The following is a 25,629-nucleotide window of genomic DNA, read 5'->3' on the forward strand; positions in this document are numbered from 1 at the left end:
TTACGATAGTTAACATTTTATAAAAGAAGCTAAATGTAAACCAAATAAATAGCATAATAAAGTATGATTTACTCAAAAGAGACACTAAAAGAACTTATATCGGCAAAACTCAAGGATTATAAGCTTATTATTGTATCCAACCGTGAGCCATATAGTCATAATTATGTGGGCGAGGAAATTAAATGCATTATCCCGGCTAGCGGGATGGTCACGGCGCTGGATCCCATTATTCGGGCCGAAGGAGGGACATGGATTGCTTATGGCAGTGGTGACGCCGATAAGGAGGTAGTAGATAGCAAAGATCGTATTGCCGTTCCGCCTGACAACCCACAGTATACCCTTCGGAGAGTCTGGCTTACCCATGAGGAGGAAGAGAGGTTTTATTACGGCTTTTCCAATGAGGCGCTGTGGCCGCTTTGCCATATCGTGTACGTCAAGCCCAAATTTAATGAAGCAGATTGGCTGGCATACAAATCGGTGAATCAGAAATTTGCCAATGTTATTTTGGAAGAGGTTGGAAATGGCAAGGCATTCGTTTTTATTCAAGACTATCATTTTACCTTACTCCCCAAGATGCTAAAAGAAAGCAGGCCGGATTTGCTTGTAGCACAGTTCTGGCATATTCCCTGGCCAAACCGGGAGGCATTCCGTATATGCCCGTGGGGTCAGGAAATTCTGGAGGGACTCCTGGGAAATGATCTTCTGGGATTCCATGTCCAGTACCATTGCAACAATTTCCTCGATACTGTAGACCGGAATCTGGAGTCAAGGATAGATTATGGAAAGTTTACTGCCACGAAAGAAGGAAAGACGACCCATGTCCGGCCATTTCCCATTAGTATTGATTTTGATGATCTCAACTTGCAATCTCAGGGGAAAGACGTTGAAAATGAAATGGCGCGAATCAAGAGAGAACTTGGTTTAAAAGGACAAATTATCGGTGTGGGATTAGACCGGGTGGATTACACCAAGGGCATTCCTGAAAGATTTAAGGCCATTGACAGATTCCTTGAAAAACACCCTGAATATAGAAATAAGTTTACCTTCATACAGGCAGGCACCATAAGCCGGATCCACATTGAGGACTATCGGGATTACAACGATACGATATATGACCTCATGAACGAGATTAATCATAAATACCATAGTGGAAGGTGGACGCCCATACGATTATTAAAATCACACTTTAATCGGATAAGTATACAGGCCCTCTACCGTTTATCGGACATCTGTATCGTTAGCTCATTACACGATGGCATGAATCTGGTTGCCAAGGAGTTTATTGCCACCCGTTTCGACGAGTCTGGCGTATTGCTCCTCAGCCGGTTTACCGGCGCAGCCGAAGAACTCACGGGCAGTATTCAAATCAATCCTTACGCTATCGACACTTTTGCCGGGGCGATAAAGACCGCCATCGAAATGCCTCCCGACGAAAAGAAAAAAAGGATGCAACGACTCAGGGAGCATCTGCTGGAACACAATATATACAACTGGGGACAGAGTATAGTGAATGAACTCATCAAATTACATCAATGAAATACGCATTCGACCATATTCAGACTATTAACGAACTTCTCCGGACACAGAAGAAAATAATCCTATTGACGGATTTTGACGGCACCTTAACGCCTATTCGTGAACATCCGGACCTTGCCATGCTCTCGGAAGAAGTGCGTCAGATTTTATTGAAATTTTCTCAGAACAGAACATTCTTTCTTGGCATAATAACGGGGCGTTCACTCCGGCAGATAAAAAAACTGGTTAATATTCCAGGGATTTTATATGCAGCCAATCATGGAATAGAGCTGGAGGGACCGGGCGTACGGTTTAGCAGTTCAGAGGCAAAAAAGGCACGCTGTAATCTCTGGCACATGTATATGCGGCTCTTTAAATCTTTAAGACATATTGAAGGGGTATACCTGGAAGACAAAGGCTATACCATTAGTTTGCATTACCGGTTGGTCAAAAAGGCAAGTGACGTGGAATTCGTAAGGAAGACCCTTGACAGTATTACAAAACCTTACGTAGAGAGAAATATACTGTCCCTGAGTACGGGAAAGATGGTTTATGAGATACGTCCGCCGGTAAAGTGGAATAAAGCCACTACGATTCAATGGTTATTGACCAATTATTTTCCCTTAGAATTCAACGGGGATGCACTTCTTGTTTATCTTGGCGATGATCAGGCAGATATAGAAGTATTTACTGCTTTAAGCGGGAAAAGGCTGATGATCTTTGTAGGAACACCATTGGATACATTCTCGGCTGATTACTTTGTCAACTCACCCGAAGAGGTAAAGGTTTTTTTAGAACTTCTTTATAATCAAAAAAGCGAGGACAACAATGGGCACCTTACAGAAGGCAAAAGAGCCATTTAGATTCTATACGCAGACACATATACCAGAACTCACCGGGCTAAAGGCAAGCAATCTGCAGGAGTTGTTAGACCTCATAAAAACGGTTCCAGGGTCGGTTATCTATCATCATACCCACAGTTTTCTTCAGCAACACCAATATTTGTCACCGGAACCTCCAAATGATTTTGCCTATTGGATTAATGGTGTTTTGGGTGACGAGGTGCTCGGCGAAGATCTGTTTAGTATTGATACGATCCAATACACAACCATCCGTGAACTTCGTAACGAAATCATTCGCACCATTGAAAACTACATAGCAAAACATCCTAAATCGCTTCAAAGATTTGCAACATCAGGGGAAGCGTTCCATTTTGTAAAATCGATTAGCTTTGTCTTTCAAACACCCTATACAGCCTCAGACCTCAAGGAATTTCAAGCAGTATTGCAAAGGATTACCCTTGATTCTATTTACTTTCACATGTTTGAGGCCAGACTTCGTATTGGAGTGGGTACGAATGATTTTTCTCACTGGCTTGAACATAGTCTGTCAGAGAGCAAACTGGCAAATAAAATTGCATCGCTGGATCCATATACCCATACCATGGAAAACCTGAGATTTGCTCTGGTAAAATTAACAGAAAAAAGGATTGTTGAACTCTCTTTAGAGGAATTTCCTGCCAGGGTGACACTTCAAAATCCCTAAATTTTCGTGAAATAATGGCAAAGATCACTGAATATGAATCCATCGTTGGCCCCCACACCATTGAAGAATTGAAATTATTGGCAGGCAAACTTCAGGGGAAACTCATCCAGAACATCAATTCAACTGCTGTTGGTGGCGGTGTAGCAGAGATTCTTAATCGCATGGTGCCTCTATTGCAAGAATTAGGGGTAGACACCCGATGGGACTTTATCAAGGGTGGAGAGGATTTTTTCAACGTCACCAAAAAATTCCATAATGCCCTGCACGGTAAATCCGAAGAGATCACTCCGCAGATGTTTGAAATCTTCATGGAGACAAGCCAGCGGAATATTGACGAGGTGAAGACTATTGGAAACGTTGTGTTCATCCATGACCCGCAGCCTATCACCCTGGTTAAGAAAAAGACTTCCATTCCTGACAGCAAATGGATTTGGCGGTGCCATATAGACGTATCAGCGCCCGATAAGCAGGTATGGAACTTTTTGGCGCCATTTATCCATCAATATGATGCTGCTGTCTTTTCTTCTCCAAATTTTTCACAACTCTTACCTATCAGACAATTTCTGATAACACCTTCCATCGACCCTTTAAGTGATAAAAATAAGGATTTGCCGCAGGAGACAATCGACAAAGTCTTAGAAAAATATCATATACCTGCAGACACTCCCATTATTACTCAAATTTCACGGTTCGACTATTTAAAGGACCCTATCGGCGTTATTGAGGCGTATCGTTTGGTAAAAAAACGTATTGACTGTCAACTCATTATTGCCGGCGGTACGGCCACAGACGACCCGGAATCGACCAAGGTCTTTGCAGAGACAAAGGAAGTTGCTGGCAATGACGCTGACATACACATCCTCCCTATCCCTTCCGGCAGCGACATTGAGATCAATGCGCTCCAGAGGGCATCTGACGTTATTATTCAAAAATCACTTCGTGAAGGATTTGGACTTACCGTAACAGAGGCATTATGGAAGGCAAAACCAGTTGTCGCATCCGGCACAGGGGGTATTCCGTTACAGGTCAAACACAAATATAGCGGCCTCTTATGTCATAGTGTTGCCGGCGCAGCATTCGCCATTAAACAGTTATTAAACAGTCCTGAATATGCCAAAAGACTTGGTAAGAACGGCCATGAGCACATTAAGCAGAACTTCCTTCTTACCCGTCACTTAAAAGACTACATGCTCTTATTTCTGTGCATGTACCATCCCGAAGATATTGTTTACTTATAAAAAAGATTCATCGTTTCTCTGCCCAAATATTCATGCTTATTTTTTCTCAAGACGTTTTGGACTGGATTTTGAAAAATTACATGGTATATTTTACATTTATAGAGATCGGGCAAGATAAACTTTTTAAAAGTAAAAAAACATTTTATTGCATTCAAAAAGATAAAATAACTTATTAACATAAACAAATAAGACATTACGATAAAGGTAAACCCTGAGCAATCAGGGGGCGCAAAGTAAAGGGTCTTGCTAGCCGTTTAAGCGGTTTAAACAGTTTACGCCGCTTATGAGACAGCCTTACTGCCGAAGATGTTTAAGTGTATATCTTTGCAGTAAGGCTTTTTTATTTTCATTTGAGACGATTATCGTGAAACAAAGGGTTTCCAACGCCGTTAAGAAAATAAAGAAAATTTGAGTTTGAGCAGGAGAGAGGTGATGGGAAAACTTGTTTTCTGGTGCAGAATTTTTTTAAGCATTCTGGTCGTAGGTTTTTTCCACGCTTCAAGAATTTACGGACGAGAGCTTCTGAAAAAGAAGATGGTGGCAAGTACAGAGGTTACCATAGGGCAAGGAGCAAGGGGGGTTTTCCAGAGAGAGGAATTGGGAGGATTGAAAGAATGTCCATTGGGAAGAAATGAAAAATTAGAAGAAAAGGGAATTGCCATACAATCTGTAAATCAGTCCAAGAACATAGGTGTGCTTGTCCTTGCACACGGAGTACATCGCATGCACGGAGAACAGGTGCATGAAGAGCGCAATTCGGAGGCACTTCCCTTGTGGAATGCTTCTGTTCTGGAAGTGGTAAAGCCACTCACTGATAAATATCCGCTGGAAGTTGCCTTTGGTATGGCTGATCCGGATACCATAAAGGAAGCTGTTCATAGCTTAGAAGAAAAGGGCGTTTCTGAAGTGATCGTGGTGCCACTCTTCATCTCCTCTCACAGCCCAATCATAGGTAATTCCCGTTACATCCTGGGTATTCAGGAGAAATTGCCCGAAACTACCACTGTTAAATCCTTACCAAGGATAGAAAGCAGGATAAAATTTCGCATGTCAGGCGCTCTGGATGATAGCATGCTCGTTGCGGAAATTCTTTTCGAAAGGGCTATGGAGCTTAGCGCTAATCCGCCTAATGAAACGGTTATTCTGGTCGGGCACGGGCCTAATGATGAAAAAGAAAATAGACTCTGGCTGGCTGACATGGAAAAGCTAGCCTACTATGTTCGCGAGAAAGGCAACTTTAAGAAAGTTAAGGTTGCGACATGGAGGAGTGATGCCCCGGAGGAGATCAAAGAGAGGGCTATTCATGAGCTGAGAACAATGGTAGAGATGAGCGGCAAAGACGGGAAGGTCATTGCAATCCCACACTTACTCGCCACGGGTGGTGTAGAAAGTGAAATTGTGGCCGCTTTGAAAGGACTTCCCTATATCTTCAATGGCAAAACCCTATTACCCCATAGCAACATAACGAGGTGGGTAGAAATGCAGGTAGAAGAACAAATGAAAGAATCCACGGGGAGACAGCGATGAAAGAAAACCATTGTGATGAATTAAAATCCATTGATTATCCCATTCATTACCTTCGGTAAAGCAGGAGGTCAATTTTTCATCTAAGAAATATGGCTTTGCAATTAGTTGAGCTTAAACTTTAGATAACTTACCATACAGAGAAAGAGGGGAATATGAAATTAAACAATTTGTTAATACTCGCGTTATTAATAAGTTTTCTTTTTGTAGGATGTGAAAGAGTAAAAAAGGTGATCGAGAAAAAAGAGATACCTAAGATTACCGTGCAAGAAGATTTGAATGCCGAAAAAATGGCTAGCGATCTCTGGAGGAAAATACAAGGGGAAAAATATTGGGTCAACTGGAAGATGTGGCCAGGCAAGGAAGCGTTATATACAGGAGGCAGAGAACCTCATGGGGCATTATTAACTACTTACATAAATGAACCCGCCTTAAAGACATTTATAGATAAAAGGGAACAGATGCAGCCCGGAGCGATAATTATTAAAGAAAATTATATGCCTGACAAAACCCTTGTTTCTATCACGGTAATGCACAAAATAGAGGGTTTTAATCCTAAGGTAAACGACTGGTTCTGGGCTAAATTTGAACCAGACGGCACGATCACTACTGCTGAAAAATATGGTCAGACTCTGATCCTGGCAGGTAAAGTTGCAACGTGTATTGAATGCCATAGTGAACAGAGCGCCAATGACTATATTTTTACAAGCCATTTGAGGGAAGGAGTGTCAGAAGCTGTAAAAGTGGAAATGGAAATACCCGACATCGAAAAAATGGCTCATGAACTCTGGAATAAAATGCAGAGTGAAAATTACCACGTAAACTGGAAGATGTGGCCAGGCAAGGAGGCATGTTATGAAGGAAAGGAGCCACATGGCGCTTTCTTAACTACCTATGTAAATACTGCCGCCCACGAGGTAATTATGCAAAAAAAGGAAAAGATGCCTCCCGGAGCGATAATTATTAAAGAAAACTACATGCCTGATAAAAACATCGCCTCAATAACCGTGATGCATAAGATAGAAGGTTTTGCTCCTGATGCTTTTGACTGGTTTTGGGTTAAATTTGCCCCAAACGGCAAAGTCATGACTGAAGAAAAAGATGGCAAGACCATAACGTTGGCCGGTAAAGTTGCTGGCTGCATAGAATGTCACGGGAAACAAACAAGTAACGACTATATTTTTACAAGTCCTTTGAAGTTAGAGCATATGTATTAATCCCATATCCACTAGAAAGGTAAAAGTATGAAAAGAGTAGGATTTGCTAGCGCAATAGTTTTTTCTTTCTTTTTTGCCACTGCTTGTAATCAGAAAAAAACTGACACAGAGGTATCGTCAGAGGATATCAAACGTCAAACAGGGGAAGCCCTTGAAACAACCAAGAATTATCTCATACAGAAAAGAGAAGAGTATCAGACGCAACTGGAAGATAAACTACATGAACTCGAGAATAAGATAAAAGAGCTTGAAGCAAAGGCAGCGAATGCAGGAGAGGAAACCAAGGCCAAGTGCCATGAGATGATTGAAACGTTGCAACAGAAGCAAAAAGATGCAAGAAACAAATTGGAGAGACTCAAGTCTTCAAGTGCAGATGCATGGGAAAATCTAAAGTCTGGAACAGAAAATGCTCTGGAGGACTTGAAGAAAGCATACAGCGAGGCGATCTCTCGTTTTAAATAATTTTCGTCTCAAAGGGGAGACAACTTTGTTTTTCACGATTTGGATTATCAGCGGCATTATCGCCGGCTGGCTCACTGGACTGGTGGTAAAAGGACGAGGCTACGGACTCATTGGCTTCTTGGTTATTGGGGCATTGGGTGGTATAATTGGAGGCTGGATATTCAGAATGTTTTGGCTACTATCGTCCAATTGGATTGGAAATATCTTTGCGGCTTTAATTGGAGGAGTAATACTAATCGCGATTGTTCGCACCATACGTCGATGAAGAAAATATGGTGATCACCCGGAAACCAAACTGATAAAAAAGGAGGGATACGATGTATCTCGCAATCTGGATTATGAGTGGCATTCTTGCCGGCTGGCTTACAGGACTGGTGGTAAAAGGGAGAGGCTATGGCCTTGCTGGTGACTTGATTATTGGACTATTGGGTGGCATCGTTGGAGGCTGGTTGTTCGGTTTGTTCGGTCTCTATGCTACCAGTTTGATCGGGAATATTATTGTGGCGGTGATTGGAGGCATTGTAGTAGTTGCAGTTGTTCGTATCCTACGCCGGGCATAGGCAAGTATTTCTCCCTCCATGAAGCTTTACCATTTACTACACTTTATAAGACTTCTTTCCTTTGTTATATAAATCCTTCATACGGTTTATAAATAAGCATTCGTCATAATGGCGGATGATCATGAGGGAGTCCCAAGAGACCAAATACAAGACAAATAATAAAGACAACGACAAATATAAAGAAAAGAAACTTCGCAATGGTTGCAGTTGCAACAGCAATTCCGGTAAAACCAAACAGTGCCGCTACAATCGAAACGATAAAGAATACTATAGCCCAATATAGCATTTGTAACTCCTTCCAAAAAAGTAAATGTCTTGGCTTTTATGATGCATTATTACATTCGATTTTGTCTAGCAGTTCCTTTATCTTGTTCTTCAATTCACTCAGATCAGAAGACTTGATAATATATGCATCGGCTGACCACATCAGGAAATTATCTGTATAGCCGCCATAAGCAGTGTTAATAATAATCGGAATATTCTTATGTTCACTCAAGATTCTACCCATCAAGTCAATACCGTCCAGCTTCCCCGACCCTGTCCGCTTTAAACTTTACCGCAGTATGGGGATGGGGGATTGCCTAAAAGTTACCTTTTATTTTCATCTGTTTTCCCTTTAAATGAAGCATGAAACGATTTGATCTTTTTGAGCTGTTTCTTGTTAATTCCATAGATTTTTTGAAAATTGGTCGTCTCGTGTTTTGTTAACCAATTTCTTGAAATCAAAAAATCAATAGCATGTTGAACCTCATCTCTTTGCACAATATAACCTTTGGGAAACCACCATCCGAGTATAACCTTCCAGGGTATCTTTCGCATTCCGATGTCTGATGAGATAGTCAAGAAGGGACATTAACACCTCATGATCATTACAGTTTAAGTTTTTTTTCTCCATGACGAACGCCTCTTCCTTCCTGTCTATAGCAAACACTGAAAGAAAGTTGTCATTGCGGGAACAATAGCCCAAAGCAATCTCTCTGGCGGGATTGCTTCGCTGTCGCTCGCAATGACTATTACCCATCAACCTGCTTAAGACGTTTACTAATAACATTGCCCAAAACCGCAACAAAGATGCCAAAAAACTATTTCTCTCTACCCTTCATTTTTCAGGTCTTCTGCCGGTCCGTTGAAGGCAGATGCGGGTTTCTGACCGCACAACACTCCCCGGTTAATATTCTTCTATTGCCTTGAAAATCAAAGAGATGCAGACAAAATCAATATGCGGCATGAAAATGCGGCGCAACTGCCGCATTGAATAAAAAAAATATTTAGTCAACTGAAGTGATTCCAAAGAGATTCTGAAACAAGTTCAGAATGACAAATGAAGAGACACTGCATGCTGAATTTATTTCAGCATCTCGTCCTCAGTCTTCTGAAAACTTCAGTTGGCTAAATAGTTACAAAATATTACTCGTATTTGATCCGGAAGGCACGTGCATCCAGGTTATATTTCCGGAGAAGCCTCTGAAGAGTCCTCCGGTCTTTTCCCGCGGCCTTTGCGGCGTGAGTTATGTTTCCTTTGTGGGCAATAAGGAGATTCGTCAGATATGACCGTTCGAACTGACCAATGGCTTGTATCTTGACCTTTTGTAAAGAATGATCTGTTACCGGAAAATCGGATGCACTGATGAATGGACTGCAAGCCTCCTTCTTGTCTTCCCGCAAAGAACTGTCTTCCAATAACGCTCCCCCCACATGGCGAAAAATGGTCGATATCCTCAGGTTCGAGCACAGAAGAGGCGCACAAAACTGCGGCACGCTGTATTACCCCTTCCAGCTCACGCACATTCCCCGACCAGGGATAGTGAATCAACTTTTGCATTGCATCTCCTGAGAGATGCAGTAAACCCCGACGATTCTGCTTTGCGTAACGGGTGAGGAAGTGAGCTGCAAGAAGAGGAATATCGCTAACCCGTTCACGAAGAGGGGGAAGTGTGACTGAAAGAACATTCAAACGATAATAAAGATCCTCACGAAAGCGTTTCGTCTCCACAAGATACCAGAGATTGCTATTGGTTGCGGCAATGACCCGGACATCTGCGCCCCTGCTTTTTGAAGAACCGAGATGCCGATACTCCTTGTCCTGCAGGAACCGAAGGAGTTTGATCTGTGCGGAACTGCTAAGGGTATCTACCTCATCGAGGAAAAGGGCTCCCCCCTCTGCTTCCGCTATGAGTCCTTTTTCAGCAGTAGAGGCATCGGTAAAGGCCCCCTTTGCATGCCCGAAAAGCTCATTTTCAATGAGGTGGTCCGGCAGGGCTCCACAATTAACCGGAATAAACGGCTTCCCATGCCTGTGGCTATTATAGTGGATTGCCCGGGCAATAAGTTCTTTCCCGGTTCCCGTCTCCCCGTAAATCATGACTGTCGCATCTGACCACGCAAGTGATGGAATTTTCTCAATCACGCGAAGGAACGGTTTCGATTGCCCAACCAGGTGTTCCTAGTTGGACATTTTTTTTACCACTTCAGCCCTGAGAAACATACTTGGCTCATTATGAGGAGGAAGCAAAAATCATGAAAAAACGCGCTTGTTGTTGTAATGATTATTACTACGATAAATTGAGTACCAAAACTACAGAGAGATATTTTTGCATATGATTGACTTTCCATCTGTTATGTTTTTTTTTAAAGTGAACCAAAAAATATTCTAGCCTTTTTAATTGACAATATGGAAAAATATGCCATTTTTAAAATACAAGAGTCGAAAATAATAAATTATTTGACAGTGTAACAATCCATAACGACAAATATAGATTAAGTACTTCAATAACAATATAAATAAACAAGACATTACGATAAAGGCAAACCCTGAGCGATCGGGGGACGCAAAGGAAAGGGTCTTGCTAGCGGTTTAAACCGTTTAAACCGCTTATGAGACAGCCTTACTGCCGAAGATGTTTTTCAGTGAATATCTTTGCAGTAAGGCTTTTTTATTTTTTAAGGATAGTTGCCAAAATAAAGTAGTGAATTTTTTTAAGTTGTCTATTCAAGATTTATTCTTATCAGAAATTTTCATATTACGAATTCTGTATCAAGCCCCACAACTTTACCGGAAATGTTCCCGGGAGTTCGGGTTGAACTTCTTTATATGAGGAGGAGAATAAAATGTTAAAGAAGTTTGGTTATAGTCTTGTTGTTGCTGGTGTATTGATGTGTGGTGTTGGTGTCGTAAATACCATACTAGTTGGCTCTGCGATAGCCGCTGAGGAAAAGAAGTGCGATAAGTGCGGACACCTGCCATCTGTACCGGAGAAAGATTGCAAGTGCGAATGCCATTCGAAATAAAATCAATAATACCGCAGGTAAAGGTACCAGCATAGTTGGTCCTGGAAGACAGCAAAAAGGCAACTCTGTGAGTTGCCTTTTTGCTTTTAAGACTAAAAACCTTCTGAAAGAAGCAAAAAGCCCAATAGTCCTAGGGATACCGACATCAATTAAAGGAATAGCAATGGATATTCAAAGAGTTTTATTATAGACTGAAGATAAAGAAATGAAGTAAGAAGGCAATAATTGCGGCTGCCAGAAGATTTCTGACTATACTATAAAGGAAAAACATTATGAAACATATTGTTGTCACAACCGATTTTTCTGCAGAGGCTGAATCAGCATTTGATTATGCAAAAGAGATTGCCCAACTCATTGGAAAAGATAAGTGCAAAATTACCCTTTTAAAAGTAATAGATGAAGTGGCGCCGGCAAATGTTACCTTTGCGTTTGGGTTATCAATTGTTGATATGTTAGAGATGCTACACAGACAAACTTCAGAGAAAATGAGAGAAATAGCAGAAAAACATTTTGCTGATTTCCCTGTAGAAATCTCGGTGATTAAACCCACCAAACCTGTGTATGCAGAAATAACTGAATTCGCTAAAACTAATAATGTTGATCTGATTGTAATATCGACACATGGGCGAACTGGGGTAAAACACTTATTGTTAGGAAGCGTGGCAGAACAGGTAGTACGCCAATCTCCATGCCCTGTCACGGTCGTTCCGATAAAATCTTCCAATAAAAATTAAAATGAAGTGATTTATCTCAGGAAGCAATACTCCCGCTAAAATCTCAGGAGCAAAATTCCTGCTACAATAAGTAGCATACCTAAAACCTTGCATAGCGTAATAGCCTCACCCAGGAAAACCCAGCCCAAAATGAATGTAAATAAAGGATAGCAACTTGTGATAGGAATAATCCTTGATATCTCACCCAGCTTAAGTGCTTTGTAAAATACCAATTGCCCAACAAATCCTGTTAAAATGCCCGAAAGGAACAGAAAGAAGATAGACTTTGTCTCCATTTTCTCCATAGATACTAAACTCGGAGTAAAAGAGATAACGATTATTGCCCCTACGATGACCGCTGAACAACGGATCAGGTATGCGGCTGTTGGTTCAACTGATGAGAGTCCTATCTTTTCTAAAAAGGGAGCAAATCCAGCAATAAAAGCAGCAAGCAAGGCAAACAAAAATGATTCCATAGTGCTTTACCGACAAATTCTGTTTTTGCTAGAATAAATTACAATGCAAACCCTTATGCAGGAAAAAAATCTGAAATTATGTTTTGAATTATTTGAGTAAATGAATCGCAGGAGGTATTTAAAAGAAACGTCTTGTAGAATCTAAGGCCATATGATTATAATAAAAAAAGAGGGAAAATTCTCTAAAATTATCTTTAAACACTGTATTGCAATTTAACGAATGGTTAAGAAACTCACCTTTTATCTTTTTTTCATCTTTATCATATGCTGGAGTATGGGACCTTTTTTTTGGATCTTCCTAACATCAGTTAAACTCCCTGTCCAGGTTATGCAATTGCCACCCGTATTCCCGGTTACTTACACTATTGGCGCATACAAAAATGTCCTTTTGGGAAGCAATTTTCCTTATTATCTGTTCAATAGTTTTATGGTCTCACTATCGACCGTATTGATCACAATACCCTTCTCACTCCTTGCTGCATATGGAGTGTCACGATTCTCATTCAGAGGGAAAACTTTTATCTTATTTATGATTATCGTTCTGTTCACCCTTCCTACCATAAGCCTTGTTGCTGCCCTCTATAAACTCTTTTATACCCTTGGCTGGATCAATCTGCCCATTTCGCTTATCTGCACTTACAGTGCTCATAATTTTCCTCTGGCTTTTTTCCTCATGGTAAAATATCTGGACAAAATCCCATTCGAGATGGACAGCGCCGCACTAATAGATGGCTGTACCCATTTCCAGGCCTTTCGATATATCATCACACCCATGTCGCTACCGGGCATTCTCTCAGCAGCGGTTCTTGTTTTCATCTTTTGCTGGAATGAATTCCTTTTCGCCCTCACCTTTACCCCGGATGAATCGACACGGATGGCATCGGTAGGGATTGCCCTATTTGAGGGTACCTATGAGGTCCCCTGGGGAGATATTGCCGCTGCCTCTGTCGTGGTAACACTTCCGCTCCTTATCTTTTTAATGATCTTCCAGAAATATATTATACGTGGATTAACTAGCGGTGCCGTGAAAGAATGAGAATAAGATTACAAGACCTTACGAAACGATACAGACATACCATCGCCGTTAACAATTTAAACTTAGATATACAGAGCGGCGAATTTCTGGTTGTGCTGGGATCCAGCGGCAGTGGAAAATCTACCACATTAAATATGATAGCAGGTCTGGAAACACCTGCTTCGGGATACATTTTCTTTAATGAACATATTGTTAATCAAATCCCTCCGGGGAAAAGAGATGTTGCCCTGGTCTTCCAGAATTACGCCTTATATCCCCACATGAAGGTCTACGACAATATTGCCTTTCCCCTGAGAATACGAAAGGAAAAGGAAATGCAACAGAAGATTATCAGAACGGCAAAGATGTTAGAGTTAAATGTCTTATTGCAAAAGTATCCGAAAGAACTTTCCGGAGGAGAGAAACAACGGGTAGCGTTGGCAAGGGCGCTTGTGCGGAACCCACAGGTCTTTCTGATGGATGAACCGCTGAGCAATCTTGATGCGCGACTTCGGCTTTCAGCTCGGGGAGAGTTAAAGAAACTTCAAAGGAATCGCAATATAACAACTGTCTATGTCACCCACGACCAGATCGAAGCGCTTACCCTGGGGGATCGCATAGCCATCATGGACAAAGGGAGGTTACAACAGATTGGCACACCGGATGAAATATATCAGAAACCCCAAAACACCTTCGTTGCCAGCTTTGTAGGAACCCCACCGATGAACATGGCTCAAATAAACAAGCTCAGCACACATTCCTTTACCCTTGGAGAAATCCTCATTGAGTACCCAACCTTTTTCCCAAACAAAAACAATCTCATCCTCGGCATACGCCCTGAAAAGTTAATCGTTGTGCAAGCAGATCTCTCTTCTGAGAAAGAAACAAACATACCTTTTACCATACCCTGCACAGTAGAACACACAGAATACCTTGGTCACGAATCAATAATTCATGTTAAAATTACCCAGGATATAACCTGGTATGTAAAAACTTTTGTTGAAGGAATAAAAATAAGTGATCGGGTAAACTTACAATTCTCCCCTGATACTATTCACTGGTTTGATCCGATAACGAAAACAAGGATAGAATAGTATTTTGGTTACTTTATCCCTGAGTTAAGGATTGAAGAAGCTGTGCGTACCGGTGAGCCGATCCCTTGCCGTCAAGTTCACTTCATAATAATAAAGGAGGATACTCTAACACCTGGAGATCAAAGAAATACGACAACCATAGCCGTAAATGAACGGGGAAGGGGTGTTGTTGCCGAGGCGGGAAAGGGAGCTACCCCCCCCCCAGCCAGACTGCAGAAAAAGCAAGAGATCTCTTATCAGTGAAAAAACTTTAACTACTTACATGGTCATGCTGTAATATTCTGTGCCTTACAACAAAAAAGCTTACTATAGAATAAATAAGGATAACAGGTAATAAAATGTCTATCATAGGCGCAATCATTTCTAAGTCATACTCATGGACAAAACCCAGCATATTGGTTAAGAAAAGAGTTCGTATAAAAAAGAACATATAAAGTATGGCCTTCATGTGCTTGTGCACATCAAGATATTTACAATAGGCATAGACAAAAGCCAGAGCAGCTGCGAGTTTCACTATATTATTTAATACAATAAGGACAAATGTCACCCCACCTGCCTCAGATTCTTCCGCAGAAAACACCTCCAATCCTATTGTTAATAGATACTTCGAGAAAAAATACAACCCAAAGCCAAACATAGCCACATAAAATATGTTCCTTGTCCACAAAATGTAGTCTCTTATCCTCTGAATGGATTCCCGCGACTTATAGTTTACTTCACTGCAACTATACATCATGCCCCTTAAAATATTTTTCATACTCAACGATGTCATAAACAGGTATGCTGTTACAAAGAGGACAATCGTTACCACATCACCGCACATATCGGGAAAACTTGGTGTATGAAATTCATAATGATGGAAATGAGTGCCAGAATGACTACCAGGTTGTATAAAATCATAAAGTTCGAGAGGTTTAATAATATCTCCCACAATAAATCTGGAAATAATGCCTGAAAAAGTAAGGAAGGCTCCTATTCTGATATTTTTTAATTTATTTTTTTCCTGATCATTGAAATTGACAGCAAGCATCTATACCACCTCCTTTTTGTCATAGCTAACGCAAAGAATACCTGGTATTTCTTAAAAATTGAGAACCGAAAAATATTGAAACCCTATCTCTATTTGCACAAAACAATACTTTGTATATTCCCGATTCTCGTAATTTTCTGTCATTACCATTTCAAGTTCACAAATACTAAATAATTTCATATTCCATTCAAAAATATTAATTATATTAAATTATTTATTGTTGATGTATTTTACCTTTTAAAATTACAAATTGTCAACAATAAAAATTGTAGAATCGTTTCTTTCTCTTATCTCAAGGATATTAACAACACTATTTATAAAATTAATTCATAAACGGCCTTTTTTCTGGTTATAATAATCTCTGAGGCATCCCGATGCTCCAGGTGATCTGCACTATTACAACAAAAGGCATGGGATATTTATATGGGCGTGAGATTACAGAATATAATCTTTCTATCTATGTATACCTTGCTTGGGCTATGGGTTATTTATTCTTTTTTCAGGCCGGGAAAAACAGCTGAGGTCGTTTTCAGTATTGGAGCAGGCGTTAACGAAATCAGACTGGTAAAGAATCTTCTGGAGAAATTCGAGGTAAAAAATCCTACCATAAAAGTTAAATTAAATGTCCTCCCTGCGCCGACGGATCAACAGCACCATTACTATCTTACCACGCTGGGAGCAAAAACCAGCGATATTGATGTGGTGAGAATTGATACGATCTGGATTGCCGAATTTGCATCAGCGGGCTGGTTAGAACCCCTGGATTCTTACATTAACATTGATCACCGCAAATCTTTCATTCCGGTAACCGGGAAAACCAACGTCTTTCGCAGCAAACTGTATGCTATTCCCTGGAACGCAAACATTGGCCTCTTATACTATAGAAAAGACCTTTTGGAAAAATACAACCTGAATCCTCCGAAGACGTGGGAAGAACTTATTGACTCATGTACAAAAATCTCTGCAAATGAGGCCGTTTTTGGTTATCTCTGGCAGGGAAAGCAATATGAAGGACTGGTCTGTAATTTCATCGAATTTATCGGCAGTAACAATGGAGGAATACTCGACGAAAATGGAAGATTGACTGTGAATTCTGTACAAAATAAAATAGCTTTGGACCTTATGCACGATTTCATCTGGAAGTATCGGATATCGCCGCCGAACACCCACAGTGAACTTATGGAGGAATCCTCAAGACACCTATTTCAACAAGGTCATGGCCTTTTTTTAAGAAATTGGACCTATGTATGGGATTTGTGTCAGGAAGACCCACTATTAAAAGGGAAAATTGGGGTATCTCAGTTACCCGGATTTTCTCAGGGAAATTCTGCAACTGTGTATGGAGGATGGCACCTTGCTGTCAATGCCGGTTCAAAGAAAAAGGAACAGGCGTGGCAATTGATTGATTTTTTAACTTCACGGAAAGTACAAAAGGAATTAGCAATGAATTTATCCTGGGCGCCGACAAGACGAGCATTATATAATGACCCGAAACTTATACAGAAATTGCCTTTTCTTTCAACGGTGAAAATGGCTCTGAAAAACATTCAGGTCAGACCAAATCTTCCCTATTACCAATGGATCAGTGACATCTTACAAAAATACGTTAACAAGGTATTATCTGGTCAAATGAGGAGTGAAGAGGCATTAAAAACCATCCACAAAGAACTCGAAGGAATCAGAAATGAATTCGCAGAGGACTAAGCTTCCTTATCTATTTTTACTGCCTGGTGCAATGCTGCTAATAGCATTTCATTTTGTTCCATTCATAAACACTCTTACCCTTTCATTCAAAAATTCAAAACTCATTCGATCCGAGGAAACATTTACCGGTTTTCATAATTATCAGGTAATTTTGACGAATACCCGTTTTTGGTATTCACTCTTTATTACCCTTTCTTTTACCATCGTTTCAATATGTCTGGAAGCTGTTCTGGGTTTATGTCTGGGACTTATGATGAACCGGCTATCTCCGGGAAACAGTTTTTTCAGAATCTGTATACTTATCCCCTGGACAATCCCGACGGTAGTAACCGCCAGGATATGGCAATGGATGTTTGACTATAATTTGGGTATCATAAATTATCTTTTAGAATTACTGGGAATAATAAGAATAAACTGGCTCGGGAATCCATCTTTGGCCTTCTTTTCCCTTATCATTGCAGATGTCTGGAAGACGGCCCCTTTTGTGGCTATTATTGTTTTAGCAGGTCTTTCTGCCATCCCGCAGGAAATATATAAGGCATCTGTCATTGATGGTACGAATAGCTGGCAGCGATTCCGTTTCATAACTTTACCGTTGCTATTACCAATATTAGGCGTGGCCGTCCTCTTCAGGACAATAGATGCCCTGAGGATATTCGATCTCGTTTATGTCCTCACAGGCGGTGGACCGGGAGGTTCTACAGAAACCTTATCTGTTTATGCTTACAAACTCTTCTTCTACAAGGGTGACTTTGGACAGGGCGCTGCCACATCGGTAATCATCTTGCTCCTGGTAGCGGGATTTGGTTATTTTTATACAAAAAAATCCTTCGGGGAAAGGATACGATGAAAATTGGAACAAATTATATCAGGAATGGGCAATATGAATTTGCTGTCTGGGCTCCTTCTCCGGGTACCGTATCGTTAAAAATAGTCTCTCCTTATAAGAAGGTTATTCCCATGTGCAGAGTCCATCGGGAATACTGGAAAACAACCATTGACGATTTAGCTCAAAATATCTCTTACTATTATCGGCTCGATGACGTGAAAGACAGGCCCGATCCTGCATCCCATTATCAGCCTGAAGGCGTACACGGTCCCTCTCACGTAGTTAATCATTCTTTTAACTGGGAAGACGATCATTGGAAGGACATCAGTCTCGCCGACATGGTCATATATGAGCTTCACGTTGGAACCTTCACACAAAATGGCACCTTTGATGAAATTATCCCCCGACTTGATGAATTGAAAAATCTTGGGATAAACGCTTTGGAAATAATGCCGGTTGCCCAATTTCCTGGCGAAAGAAACTGGGGCTACGATGGGGTTCATCCCTATGCAGTTCAAAATTCTTACGGAGGTCCAACAGGCTTTAAACGTTTCATAAATGAATGTCATAAAAAAGGCATCGCGATTATCCTTGATGTAGTTTACAATCACCTCGGGCCGGAAGGCAATTATCTTAGGGACTTTGGACCTTACTTTACGGATAAATATAAAACGCCGTGGGGTGATGCAATAAACTTTGATGATACACATTCTCATGAGGTAAGAAACTTTTTTATTGAAAATGCCATTCACTGGTTCAGACATTATCACGTGGATGCCCTCCGCCTTGATGCTATTCATGCCATATTCGACATGGGGGAGAAACACTTTCTCTCTGAGCTTTCAGAACGGGTTGAAGAATTTTCTCAAAAACAGGGGAGAAAATACCACCTCATTGCTGAAAGTGATTTAAATGATTCCCGTATTGTCATACCAAGAGAATTCCTGGGATATGGTATTGATGGAATATGGTGCGATGACTTTCATCACTCGCTTCATACCCTTCTTACTGGTGAAAATCGTGGATATTATCTTGATTTCGGCAAGGTTGCGCACATGGCAAAGTCCATGAAAGAGGGTTTTGTCTATTCAGGGGAGTATTCCGAGTTTAGAAAGAAAAATCATGGCAATTCTTCAAAAGATGTGCCTGCAAAACAAATGGTGGTTTTTTCACAAAACCACGATCAGATTGGCAACAGAATGCTTGGTGAAAGGCTCAGTGTTCTTGTATCGTTTGAGGCTCTTAAGCTTGCCTCCGGAATAGTCCTTCTCTCCCCCTATATTCCCCTCCTTTTTATGGGAGAAGAGTACGGTGAGAACGCCCCATTCCTTTACTTTGTAAGTCATTCTGATTGTGCCCTTATAGAGATGGTACGAGAGGGAAGGAAGAAAGAGTTCGGCGAGTTCAAATGGCAGGGTGAACCGCCAGACCCACAGGATGCAGAAACATTCCTGAAATCAAAGATAAACTGGAATAAAAGAATGGGAGGCAACCACAAAGTTTTATTGAACTTTTATAAGAATTTGATAACGTTAAGGAAAACAAACCCTGCCCTTTCATATCCCGACAAAAAGAGTTCCATTGTGGATAGTCTCGAAAGAGAAAAGATCATAAGTATGAGAAGATGGAATGTCTCTCATGAAGTATTTTTTATTTTCAATTTCAACTGTTCTGAGGTGAAGATCGTCCCTTCGATCATTGAAGGCAAATGGAATAAAATACTGGATTCCTCAGAAAAAATATGGAATGGCCCAGGTTCATTTCTCCCGGATGAACTAAATTCTGGGGAAGAAATTATCATAAGGGGACAGAGTTTTGTTCTGTATAATAGAAAAAAACTTTGCGCGGTGTAGCTACAACCTAAACAGGTTGAACCACAAAACTACAAAGAATTGAATCATCAGGGGTATGAAAGAAGTATGATTTAAATCTTAAATCGGACAAGTCGAAAGTGGAAAATGAAAATTGACGGAAAAAAAAGGGTCGTTATAGAAAATTTACAGCCGGAGATCGATGGTGGCCGTTTTCCCATTAAAAGAATCGTTGGAGAAAAGGTAGTAGTTACCGCTGATATTTTTGCTGATGGACATGATACCGTTTGGACAAATGTTCTGTGTAAAAGGCCGGGCGATAACAAATGGAAAGAGGTTCCTATGAAACTCAGGGAAAATGATCGGTGGGAAGCGGTATTTGTTGTTGAAGAGACAGGAACGTATCTTTATACGATTGAGGGTGGCGTTGACCATTTCACAACCTGGCGGAGAGACCTCAGAAAGAAATTTGACGCCAACCAGGATATAAGAGTCGATATACTTGTCGGAATCCAGTACATTACAGATTCATCGCAAAGGGCATCTGCAGATGACAAAAAAACCCTTCTGGCATATATTGACATGCTAAAAACGGAAAAAACAGGCAAAAAACGGTATCAATTGCTTTCAGTGAAGAACTCGGCAACCTGATGAATGAATATCGGGACAGAAAGTTTGCTTCGAATTACGGAAAGGAACTCTCTGTGATCGTAGACAGGAAAAAGGCCATTTTCAGTACATGGTATGAGCGATTCCCCCGGTCATGCTCTCCGGAACCCGGCAAACACGGAACTTTTAAGGATTGCGAGGCCATCCTTCCGGAGATAGCGAAAATGGGCTTTGATGTCTTTTACCTCCCACCCATTCATCCGATAGGAAGGACGAACCGGAAAGGAAAGAATAATTCACCGGTATCCGGTCAAAATGATGTAGGAAGCCCCTGGGCAATAGGATCTCAGGAAGGCGGGCATAAATCCATCCATCCTCACCTGGGAACGCTGGAGGATTTTGAAAGACTCATAAACAAGACCAGAGATTATGACATAGAAATCGCTCTGGACTTGGCATTCCAGTGTTCGCCTGACCATCCGTATGTTGCAGAGCATCCTGAGTGGTTCAAATGGCGTCCTGACGGTTCTGTCCAGTATGCTGAAAATCCACCGAAGAAATACGAAGATGCACTTCCCTTCAATTTTGAAACAGAACAGTGGCGACAACTGTGGGAGGAATTAAAGAGTGTCGTGGTCTTCTGGGTTGAAAGAGGCGTCCGCATATTCAGGGTTGATAACCCACACACGAAGCCGTTTTCTTTCTGGGAGTGGCTGATAAATGAAGTAAAGAGTAAATACCCTGATGTTCTCTTTCTTTCAGAGGCCTTCACAAGACCAAAGGTTATGTACTATCTTGCAAAACTCGGATTCACGCAATCCTACACCTATTTCACCTGGAGGAATACAAAGCGGGAATTTATCGAATACATTACCGAACTTGTCCAGACCAACGTGAGGGAATATTTCAGGCCTAACTTCTGGCCCAATACACCCGACATCCTTCCAGAACACCTCCAGTATGGAGGCAGACCTGCATTTATGATCAGACTTATTCTCGCCGCAACCTTATCATCCAGCTATGGTATCTTTGGTCCTGACTTTGAACTTTGTGTTAGCGAGGCACTTCCCGGAAAGGAAGAGTATCTCAATTCAGAAAAATATGAGGTAAAACACTGTGATTGGGATAGGCCAGGAAATCTCAAAGATTTTATTGCTCGGGTGAACCGGGTAAGAAAGGAAAACCCTGCCCTTCAGACCACAGGGAATGTGCAATTCTACGAGGCAGACAATGGATATCTTGTCGTTTATGGAAAGACAACGGAAGATTTTTCTAACATACTCCTTGTTGTGGTAAATCTTGATCCCTATCACAGCCAGTCGGGATGGATAAGAATCCCTATTAACAAATTTGGAATAGATGCAGACCAGCCATACCTCGTTCATGATCTGTTAAGCGATGGCAAATATATCTGGCATGGAGAAAATAATTATGTGGAATTTAAACCACATAATCTGCCTGCCCATATTTTCAAGGTAAGGAAGAAATTGAAAAGAGAAACTGATTTTGATTATTTCCTGTAAGGAGAATCGATAATGCCCCAAAAAGTGGTTTATACCGAAGACGATCCCTTCTGGTATAAGGATGCCATCATATACGAGCTTCACGTAAAGGCTTTCTCTGACTTCAATGACGATGGCATAGGGGATTTTAAAGGGCTGACTGATAAGTTAGACTACCTGGAGCATCTTGGTATAACTGCCATATGGCTCCTGCCCTTTTATCCTTCTCCCCTTAAGGACGATGGATATGATATAGCAAATTATTTTGGCGTCCATCCTGATTATGGTTTATTAAGGGATTTCAAGGAATTTGTCAAAGAGTCCCACAAAAGAGGGATACGAGTTATTACAGAACTGGTTTTAAACCATACTTCTGAACGGCATGTCTGGTTTCAGGGGGCAAGGAAGGCGAAACCAGGCTCTGCATTGAGGAATTTTTACGTTTGGAGCAGTACTTCGGAAAGGTATCAGGATGCCAGGATAATATTCAAAGATTTTGAATCGTCAAACTGGACATGGGATCCCGTAGCAAAGTCTCACTACTGGCACCGCTTTTACGCGCATCAGCCCGATCTAAACTTCGACAACCTCCTTGTGCAAAAGAAGATCCTGAGAGTCATTGATTATTGGCTAGATATGGGCGTTGATGGGTTTCGTTTGGATGCCGTTCCTTATCTCTTTGAAAGAGAAGGTACAAACTGTGAAAATCTGCCCGAGACCCATGGATTCCTGAAGAAACTCAGGGCACATGTAGACAGCGCATTTAAAAATAAGATGCTTCTTGCAGAGGCAAACCAATGGCCGGAGGATGCAATAGCCTATTTTGGGAATGGAGACGAATGCCATATGTCCTTCCACTTTCCTTTAATGCCAAGACTATTCATGGCAATCTGGATGGAAGACAGATTTCCCATAATTGACATCTTTGAACAAACCCCATCGATACCGGATGCATGTCAATGGGCGCTCTTTCTGAGAAACCATGACGAACTTACCCTTGAGATGGTAAGCGATGAAGAAAGGGATTATATGTACAGGGTCTATGCAAGAGACCCCGTTGCAAGGATAAATCTTGGTATCCGGCGGCGTCTTGCCCCGCTTCTTGGAAACAACAGGAGGAAAATAGAGCTTATGAATGCACTCCTCTTTTCCCTTCCCGGCACCCCCATTATTTACTATGGAGACGAGATTGGCATGGGAGACAATTACCACCTTGGGGACAGAAATGGTGTAAGAACCCCCATGCAGTGGAATGTGGACAGGAATGCCGGCTTTTCCAGAGCAAATCCGCAGAAACTCTTTCTTCCTATTATCATGGACCCTGAGTATCACTACGAAGCCGTTAATGTTGAGAATCAGGAAAGGAATCAGGCGTCTCTTCTCTGGTGGATGCGAAGGGTTATTGCAATGAGGAAGCGTTTTAAGGCATTTGGAAGAGGAAGTATTGAGTTCTTGTTTTCAGACAACCCAAAAGTGCTTGCATTTATACGCCAGTATCAAAATGAGATCATTCTTACGGTAGTCAACCTTTCAAGATTTTCTCAGGTAGTAAAACTTGATCTTTCACGGTTTTCCGGATATTGGCCAGAAGAAGTATTCAGCAGAAATAAATTTCCCAGGATAACGGAAGCGCCTTATACATTTACGATCGGTCGTCATGACTATTATTGGTTTGCCTTACAAAAAACAGATGATGGCGTAAGGTTTGGAAAGATACGAACAATTCCGGAATTGAGCGTGAGCGGGAGCTGGGAATTAGTATTTGAGGGAAAAACAAGAGAAACGCTGGAAAGGGAAATATTGCCTCCTTATATAAAGATGTGCAGATGGTTCGGTGGCAAGGCACAGGAAATGCAAGGGATTAAAATCATCGAAACTATTTCACTCAGGGAAGATTCTTGTGTTACGCAACTTCTTCTGATCGAGGTTAGATATATCACGGAGCTATCCGATACATACCTTCTTCCCCTTTCTTTTTCATCGGGAGATAAGGCGGAAAATATTGTAATTGAAAATTTTCCGGCAGTAGTTGCGCATCTGAAGACTGAAAGCGCCGAAGGGATTATCTATGATAGTATCTATAATGAAGAATTTCGCAAACATCTCCTGAGAATGTTTGCGCGAAAACATACTGTTCATGGTTTCAATGGATATCTTGTCACCTATACGGGAAAGACTTTTAAAAAGTATAAACTAAAAGAGATTCTGTTGGAAAAATCAGAGGTTCTCAAAACCGAACAGAGCAATTCGTCTTTTCTGTATGGCAAAGAACTCTTTTTAAAACTGTATAGACGCCTGGACGAAGGAATAAATCCCGATTTAGAAATCGGAAAGTTCCTTACTGAGAATACTTCTTTCTCTCATATCCCTTCATTTGCCGGGGCAATAGAATATAGAAGGCACAGCGCTGAACCAGTGGTCATCGGTATGCTTCAGGCATTTATTCCTAATCAGGGAGATGCCTGGACATATACCCTTGATTGGGTGGGAAGATATCTCGGCAGAGTCCTTGCCAAAAGAACTGAAATTCAGGAAATGCCAACTGCTCCGTCCTCTCTTTTAGAGATTGCTTTTCAGGAAATACCTTTGCTTTTTCAGGAATTAATCGGGGGTGTTTACATTGAAATGATAACCCTCCTGGGGAAAAGAACGGCAGAACTTCACTTGTCACTTTCTTCCGAAACAGAAGATCCCGATTTTAGACCTGAACCATTTTCGGTGCTTTACCAGAGATCCCTTTATCAATCTATGCAACTTCTTACAAAAAAGGTTTTTGCACTGATAAGAAAAAATGTGAATAATTTACCGGACAATCTAAAAGAGTTAATGAACGAGATACTGAATTTTGAAAAAGAGATCATGAGCCGTTTTAGTGTTCTTTTCAAGAGGAAGCTGTCTGCTATGAAGATAAGAATCCATGGAGATTATCACCTGGGGCAGGTTCTTCACACGGGAAACGATTTTGTTATCATTGACTTTGAAGGAGAACCCGCAAGGACTTTGACCGAAAGAAGACTGAAGAGATCGCCATTAAGAGATGTGGCAAGTATGATACGATCCTTTCACTACGCAGCCCATACAGCCCTTCTCAAGCATGCATCCGTTAGACCGGAGGATATTCCGGCACTTGAACCCTGGCTCAATCTCTGGTACAGATATGTTGGGGGCGCCTTTTTAAGGTCATACCTCAATACAGCAGGAAACGCCCCTTTTATCCCCAGAGACAAGGAGGATCTCAGTGTCATGCTAAGAGCCTATCTTCTGGAAAAGGCGGTTTATGAGCTCGGATACGAATTAAACAACCGGCCTGAATGGGTGATTATCCCATTAAAGGGGATAAAACATTTGCTGGAGGTCCGATAGCATAAATCAGGCCTTCGGCGACTTAAAATATCTAATTTTGCAATAACAGTTCCCCCCCTTCACCCCCGCCAGCGGGGGACAATTAGTTGTCCCCCTCAGTGAGGGGGATTAAGGGGGAGGAAATTTTTGTTTGA

At 41.3% G+C, this 25,629-nt stretch carries 25 protein-coding genes, 1 pseudogene and 2 riboswitches; of the genes and pseudogenes, 19 read left to right on the forward strand and 7 right to left on the reverse strand.

The annotated features are described in order from the left end of the window. Positions 1–63 precede the first annotated feature (63 nt). The 9 genes from BROSI_RS00430 to BROSI_RS00475 all read left to right on the forward strand — a co-directional run bounded on the left by BROSI_RS00430 (position 64) and on the right by BROSI_RS00475 (position 8,061). Positions 64–1,536, forward strand: coding sequence for an alpha,alpha-trehalose-phosphate synthase (UDP-forming) (locus tag BROSI_RS00430; protein WP_230400609.1), 1,473 nt, complete (start codon positions 64–66; stop codon positions 1,534–1,536). After that, positions 1,533–2,378 carry a trehalose-phosphatase gene (otsB, locus tag BROSI_RS00435; protein ID WP_052561330.1) on the forward strand — a complete coding sequence of 282 codons (846 nt, stop codon included), beginning with the start codon at positions 1,533–1,535 and terminating at the stop codon, positions 2,376–2,378. Before BROSI_RS00430 ends, otsB begins: the two co-directional genes overlap by 4 nt. Next, positions 2,344–3,060 (forward strand): DUF5752 family protein, encoded by a 717-nt coding sequence (locus BROSI_RS00440; protein WP_052561331.1) that lies wholly within the window; start codon positions 2,344–2,346, stop codon positions 3,058–3,060. The genes otsB and BROSI_RS00440 overlap by 35 nt, the downstream gene beginning before the upstream one ends. A 14-nt stretch (positions 3,061–3,074) precedes the next feature. Continuing rightward, positions 3,075–4,298 (forward strand): glycosyltransferase, encoded by a 1,224-nt coding sequence (locus BROSI_RS00445; protein WP_052561332.1) that lies wholly within the window; start codon positions 3,075–3,077, stop codon positions 4,296–4,298. Positions 4,299–4,491: 193 nt separating this feature from the next. Then, positions 4,492–4,603: riboswitch (cyclic di-GMP riboswitch) on the forward strand. Positions 4,604–4,730: 127 nt separating this feature from the next. After that, positions 4,731–5,825 (forward strand): sirohydrochlorin chelatase, encoded by a 1,095-nt coding sequence (locus BROSI_RS00455; protein ID WP_052561334.1) that lies wholly within the window; start codon positions 4,731–4,733, stop codon positions 5,823–5,825. Positions 5,826–5,977: 152 nt separating this feature from the next. Continuing rightward, positions 5,978–7,039, forward strand: coding sequence for a cytochrome P460 family protein (locus BROSI_RS00460; protein WP_052561335.1), 1,062 nt, complete (start codon positions 5,978–5,980; stop codon positions 7,037–7,039). Positions 7,040–7,066: 27 nt separating this feature from the next. Continuing rightward, on the forward strand, positions 7,067–7,501 hold the full coding sequence (locus BROSI_RS00465) for a sll1863 family stress response protein (protein ID WP_052561337.1): 435 nt from the start codon (positions 7,067–7,069) through the stop codon (positions 7,499–7,501). A gap of 25 nt (positions 7,502–7,526) precedes the next feature. Further along, positions 7,527–7,766, forward strand: coding sequence for a GlsB/YeaQ/YmgE family stress response membrane protein (locus BROSI_RS00470; protein WP_052561339.1), 240 nt, complete (start codon positions 7,527–7,529; stop codon positions 7,764–7,766). Positions 7,767–7,818: 52 nt separating this feature from the next. Beyond that, positions 7,819–8,061 (forward strand): GlsB/YeaQ/YmgE family stress response membrane protein, encoded by a 243-nt coding sequence (locus BROSI_RS00475; RefSeq protein ID WP_052561341.1) that lies wholly within the window; start codon positions 7,819–7,821, stop codon positions 8,059–8,061. 103 nt (positions 8,062–8,164) lie between these two features. On the opposite strand, the gene BROSI_RS00480 is transcribed toward BROSI_RS00475, so the two are convergent. The 5 genes and pseudogenes from BROSI_RS00480 to BROSI_RS21180 form a co-directional block, all read right to left on the reverse strand. Next, positions 8,165–8,347: a DUF1328 domain-containing protein gene (locus tag BROSI_RS00480; protein ID WP_052561342.1), complete on the reverse strand. Its 183-nt coding sequence runs from the start codon at positions 8,345–8,347 to the stop codon at positions 8,165–8,167. A gap of 36 nt (positions 8,348–8,383) precedes the next feature. After that, complete coding sequence (locus tag BROSI_RS00485; RefSeq protein WP_200891661.1) at positions 8,384–8,557, reverse strand: response regulator; 174 nt, start codon at positions 8,555–8,557, stop codon at positions 8,384–8,386. Positions 8,558–8,809: 252 nt separating this feature from the next. Beyond that, on the reverse strand, positions 8,810–9,112 hold the full coding sequence (locus BROSI_RS19545) for a hypothetical protein (RefSeq protein WP_157842286.1): 303 nt from the start codon (positions 9,110–9,112) through the stop codon (positions 8,810–8,812). 356 nt (positions 9,113–9,468) lie between these two features. Continuing rightward, positions 9,469–9,819: a helix-turn-helix domain-containing protein gene (locus BROSI_RS21175; RefSeq protein ID WP_157842287.1), complete on the reverse strand. Its 351-nt coding sequence runs from the start codon at positions 9,817–9,819 to the stop codon at positions 9,469–9,471. After that, a pseudogene (locus BROSI_RS21180) lies at positions 9,782–10,498 on the reverse strand (sigma-54 interaction domain-containing protein); the annotation flags it as partial. The gene BROSI_RS21175 and the pseudogene BROSI_RS21180, both read right to left, overlap by 38 nt. A gap of 356 nt (positions 10,499–10,854) precedes the next feature. Further along, positions 10,855–10,957, forward strand: a riboswitch (cyclic di-GMP riboswitch). Positions 10,958–11,169: 212 nt separating this feature from the next. Here BROSI_RS21180 and BROSI_RS00500 point away from each other — a divergent pair. Next, positions 11,170–11,349, forward strand: a complete 180-nt coding sequence (locus BROSI_RS00500) for a hypothetical protein (protein ID WP_052561348.1) — start codon at positions 11,170–11,172, stop codon at positions 11,347–11,349. Between the two features lie 272 nt (positions 11,350–11,621). Then, complete coding sequence (locus BROSI_RS00505) at positions 11,622–12,083, forward strand: universal stress protein (RefSeq protein WP_052561349.1); 462 nt, start codon at positions 11,622–11,624, stop codon at positions 12,081–12,083. 35 nt (positions 12,084–12,118) lie between these two features. Here the strand turns inward: BROSI_RS00505 and BROSI_RS00510 are convergent, their stop codons facing one another. Then, on the reverse strand, positions 12,119–12,538 hold the full coding sequence (locus BROSI_RS00510) for an EamA family transporter (protein ID WP_082058932.1): 420 nt from the start codon (positions 12,536–12,538) through the stop codon (positions 12,119–12,121). Positions 12,539–12,812: 274 nt separating this feature from the next. Here BROSI_RS00510 and BROSI_RS00515 point away from each other — a divergent pair, with 274 nt between their 5' ends. Beyond that, positions 12,813–13,574 (forward strand): carbohydrate ABC transporter permease, encoded by a 762-nt coding sequence (locus BROSI_RS00515; RefSeq protein ID WP_052561353.1) that lies wholly within the window; start codon positions 12,813–12,815, stop codon positions 13,572–13,574. Further along, positions 13,571–14,647, forward strand: coding sequence for an ABC transporter ATP-binding protein (locus BROSI_RS00520; protein WP_052561355.1), 1,077 nt, complete (start codon positions 13,571–13,573; stop codon positions 14,645–14,647). Before BROSI_RS00515 ends, BROSI_RS00520 begins: the two co-directional genes overlap by 4 nt. A gap of 250 nt (positions 14,648–14,897) precedes the next feature. Here the strand turns inward: BROSI_RS00520 and BROSI_RS00530 are convergent, their stop codons facing one another. Continuing rightward, on the reverse strand, positions 14,898–15,677 hold the full coding sequence (locus BROSI_RS00530; RefSeq protein ID WP_052561359.1) for a hypothetical protein: 780 nt from the start codon (positions 15,675–15,677) through the stop codon (positions 14,898–14,900). 423 nt (positions 15,678–16,100) lie between these two features. Between BROSI_RS00530 and BROSI_RS00535 the strand changes: the two genes are divergently transcribed. The 6 genes from BROSI_RS00535 (at position 16,101) to treS (ending at position 25,495) form a co-directional block, all read left to right on the forward strand. Then, positions 16,101–17,381 (forward strand): ABC transporter substrate-binding protein, encoded by a 1,281-nt coding sequence (locus tag BROSI_RS00535; RefSeq protein WP_052561361.1) that lies wholly within the window; start codon positions 16,101–16,103, stop codon positions 17,379–17,381. Next, complete coding sequence (locus BROSI_RS00540) at positions 17,362–18,231, forward strand: carbohydrate ABC transporter permease (RefSeq protein WP_052561363.1); 870 nt, start codon at positions 17,362–17,364, stop codon at positions 18,229–18,231. The genes BROSI_RS00535 and BROSI_RS00540 overlap by 20 nt, the downstream gene beginning before the upstream one ends. Next, on the forward strand, positions 18,228–20,063 hold the full coding sequence (treZ, locus tag BROSI_RS00545) for a malto-oligosyltrehalose trehalohydrolase (RefSeq protein ID WP_052561365.1): 1,836 nt from the start codon (positions 18,228–18,230) through the stop codon (positions 20,061–20,063). Before BROSI_RS00540 ends, treZ begins: the two co-directional genes overlap by 4 nt. Positions 20,064–20,168: 105 nt before the next feature. Then, positions 20,169–20,672, forward strand: coding sequence for a maltotransferase domain-containing protein (locus BROSI_RS20315; protein ID WP_200891662.1), 504 nt, complete (start codon positions 20,169–20,171; stop codon positions 20,670–20,672). After that, a complete protein-coding gene (locus BROSI_RS00550; protein WP_200891663.1) occupies positions 20,672–22,153 on the forward strand; it encodes an alpha-amylase family glycosyl hydrolase in 1,482 nt (493 codons plus the stop codon). Before BROSI_RS20315 ends, BROSI_RS00550 begins: the two co-directional genes overlap by 1 nt. 12 nt (positions 22,154–22,165) lie before the next feature. After that, positions 22,166–25,495, forward strand: coding sequence for a maltose alpha-D-glucosyltransferase (treS, locus tag BROSI_RS00555; RefSeq protein WP_052561367.1), 3,330 nt, complete (start codon positions 22,166–22,168; stop codon positions 25,493–25,495). Positions 25,496–25,629 lie beyond the last annotated feature (134 nt).

The sequence above is a fragment of the Candidatus Brocadia sinica JPN1 genome, from assembly GCF_000949635.1.
Lineage (GTDB): Bacteria > Planctomycetota > Brocadiia > Brocadiales > Brocadiaceae > Brocadia > Brocadia sinica.